This window comes from Neisseria sp. HMSC056A03 (assembly GCF_001815685.1).
In the GTDB taxonomy this organism is placed as follows: domain Bacteria; phylum Pseudomonadota; class Gammaproteobacteria; order Burkholderiales; family Neisseriaceae; genus Neisseria; species Neisseria subflava.
In genome coordinates, this window is the sequence record NZ_KV821579.1 from 1 (window position 1) to 2,338 (window position 2,338).

Below are 2,338 nucleotides of genomic sequence, written 5' to 3' on the forward strand. Positions count from 1 at the left end.
CCACCACCGCCGGAGCTACCACCACCGCCACTGTTCCCAGTTGTTCCATTATTTTTATTTTTTTCCCTTTCTTCTTGTTCTCTTCGCCTTTGTTCTTCTTTTTTAACCTTAATTTCTCTAAGTAACTTTTGATATTCGTTCTCATCTTCCAACGCTTTCTTTAGCTTTTCCTTTTCAACTCCAAGCTTTTTTGCGTTTTCATCAACATCCTTATCTCCCATACTTATTTTTTTATTTCCTGCATTTTGTGGAGCGACATCCTCAATATCAAAAACTTGCATTTCTTGCTTTGGCCCTTTTGAACCTTGATACTCGGTGCGATATAGGCACTTATCCAAAACACAAGCAACTTTTGTGATTGTAGTTATATGCGTGATTCCAGTTTTTTTGTCCAAAATACCTATTTGTTTCGGCTCCCATAAACTAGTCATATCGTTGAGCCTTTTATCAGTTCTAAAACCCCAAGTGACATCGCCAACCTTTGCAGTTTCAGCAAAAGACTGAACCGGAAACAAAAAAGCGACCGCCAATAAAACGACCGCTGAAAAATTCATTTTCATAACTAATCCTTTAAAACTAATGCTTTAACAAATATATCAGCGATAAAACCGCGAAAAACCCCATCAAAAAAGGAAAATCAACTACCATCATGCACCCCGAATCCTGATATAAATTTAGCTACCAACTTAAAACAAAACATCAATACAAAAATCGTTAAAAAGGGAGCAGCAACTTGTGAACCATAGGAAAACTGTTCTAAAACCGAACAGTCAGGAAAATTTAAAACTACCTTATCAGATCCGACAAACCAGTCTTTGCCTTGCTTCCTAGGGGCAATCAAATACCCCTCAGGATGCAAAACAGGGACAATCTGAGAAACAACATAGTCAGTTGCTGTTTCAGTCGTCTGAAAGCATTGCAGGCCGACACGAGCTCCCATATTGCCCCCTTTAATTATTTACCGCCCATGAAACTTGTAACGAGGCGGAAAGCTTTCATTACAACATAAACGGACAGCAAAGCCATACCGACAGAAGTTACAACAGGAACGGCTTTTGCAATTTCAGTTGCCATTGTTGTACCAATATCGGCAATACCTTCAGCATGCACAGGAGCAGACAGCCCCAACGCGGAAGAAGCAATGGCAAGACCAATGGCAATTTTTTGTTTCAAATTTTTCATAAAAAACACCTTTTATTAAATTAAACCCCATTTTCAAGGGCAAACGGGCAGCCCAAAAAACTATTTAGCGACCTTTTCAGGATCATTCTTTGCCGCGCGAATAGGCTGAATATCGACAATCACGTTTTGAACGCGGTTACCGTTGGTCTGAACTTCAACATCAATTTCCGCTTCAAACGGCAAGGGAATACCATTGAATTTATCGAAATTTTCAGATGTACCGAATTTCATCGGTTCAGTTGCCGACCCACGCATATCAACGTTATCACGAGAAAACGGGAACTCAACATAAACTGTTGTCGAATCGTAGGGTTTGCCAGTATCTTTCATAACGCCTTTAGAGCGTTTCAAGCCTTGAACTTTAGCGAACATTTTCATATCAAATTACCTTCCTTCCTTATTAGGCTTTTGGACTAAAAATACACACCAAGCGACCATTTTTATCACAATGGTATGCAAAACAATTTAAATTAAGCGCATGCTTAATTCCCAAATGAACCATATAATCAAATTCATCTTTATCTTTATCAGATATGCCTTTAAATTCAGCAAATTGGCTAACTGAAAGACAAATCAAAACACGCCTGAAAACATAAAAATCATGTGATTCATCATCAACTAAAATACAGGGATATATCTTCCTGTTGCACTCAACACCTTTAATCATTTTGAATCCCCTGAAGAATCATTCCGTATTCATCCATCAATTCCAATTCAATAGAATCTTCATATACGTCATGAATAAATTGCATATAATGACGTCTTGCACTCAATGCGTACTCAACCGAATAAGAAGCAGGATTCACACGCTCAGGCAACGCACCGTCTTTACGTCTTAAACGCTCAACAATCTCTTCAGGCGACATACCAAGCTGAATCATCATATTCACAGCACGCCCGGCTTGATTAGATGCAACCTCTTGAACACGATCAATCGAAATCTGAATACGCTTTTCAGAGGACAAATAACGATTAGCCGAACCAAAATTCTGCAAACGCTCACAAATTGGAAAAGCACCGCCCCAAAATTGACCCGGATTAAGCAATATATCGAGCGGAATCAGACAGTTTTTGCCCATAAACTGGAGTTCAAATCTTGTCCAAAACATTCCCGATGTATCTCCCTGTTCCTTTGCCTTATCATAGATACGGCAAT

At 39.2% G+C, this 2,338-nt stretch carries 6 protein-coding genes; all 6 read right to left on the bottom strand.

Annotated features, from left to right (window positions below; genetic code table 11):
* Positions 1 to 560, bottom strand: a 560-nt coding sequence (locus tag HMPREF3052_RS00325; RefSeq protein WP_210399495.1) for a hypothetical protein, incomplete at its 3' end; no start/stop codon positions are given.
* Between the two features lie 77 nt (positions 561 to 637).
* Positions 638 to 940 carry a hypothetical protein gene (locus HMPREF3052_RS00330; RefSeq protein WP_070747615.1) on the bottom strand — a complete coding sequence of 101 codons (303 nt, stop codon included), beginning with the start codon at positions 938 to 940 and terminating at the stop codon, positions 638 to 640.
* Positions 941 to 954: 14 nt separating this feature from the next.
* A complete protein-coding gene (locus HMPREF3052_RS00335) occupies positions 955 to 1,182 on the bottom strand; it encodes a major capsid protein (RefSeq protein WP_070747618.1) in 228 nt (75 codons plus the stop codon).
* 60 nt (positions 1,183 to 1,242) lie between these two features.
* The gene (locus HMPREF3052_RS00340) at positions 1,243 to 1,560 is read right to left on the bottom strand and encodes a hypothetical protein (protein WP_070747620.1); all 318 of its coding nucleotides are present in this window, start codon (positions 1,558 to 1,560) and stop codon (positions 1,243 to 1,245) included.
* Between the two features lie 22 nt (positions 1,561 to 1,582).
* Positions 1,583 to 1,849 (bottom strand): hypothetical protein, encoded by a 267-nt coding sequence (locus tag HMPREF3052_RS00345; RefSeq protein ID WP_070747623.1) that lies wholly within the window; start codon positions 1,847 to 1,849, stop codon positions 1,583 to 1,585.
* A partial coding sequence (locus HMPREF3052_RS00350) for a replication initiation factor domain-containing protein (protein WP_210399496.1) occupies positions 1,842 to 2,338 on the bottom strand: 497 nt, incomplete at its 5' end. The genes HMPREF3052_RS00345 and HMPREF3052_RS00350, both read right to left, overlap by 8 nt.

Coding starts and splice junctions, on each gene's coding strand:
- HMPREF3052_RS00330 (WP_070747615.1), bottom strand. CDS start 940: ATGGGAGCTCGTGTCGGCCTGCAATGCTTTCAGACGACTGAAACAGCA.
- HMPREF3052_RS00335 (WP_070747618.1), bottom strand. CDS start 1,182: ATGAAAAATTTGAAACAAAAAATTGCCATTGGTCTTGCCATTGCTTCT.
- HMPREF3052_RS00340 (WP_070747620.1), bottom strand. CDS start 1,560: ATGAAAATGTTCGCTAAAGTTCAAGGCTTGAAACGCTCTAAAGGCGTT.
- HMPREF3052_RS00345 (WP_070747623.1), bottom strand. CDS start 1,849: ATGATTAAAGGTGTTGAGTGCAACAGGAAGATATATCCCTGTATTTTA.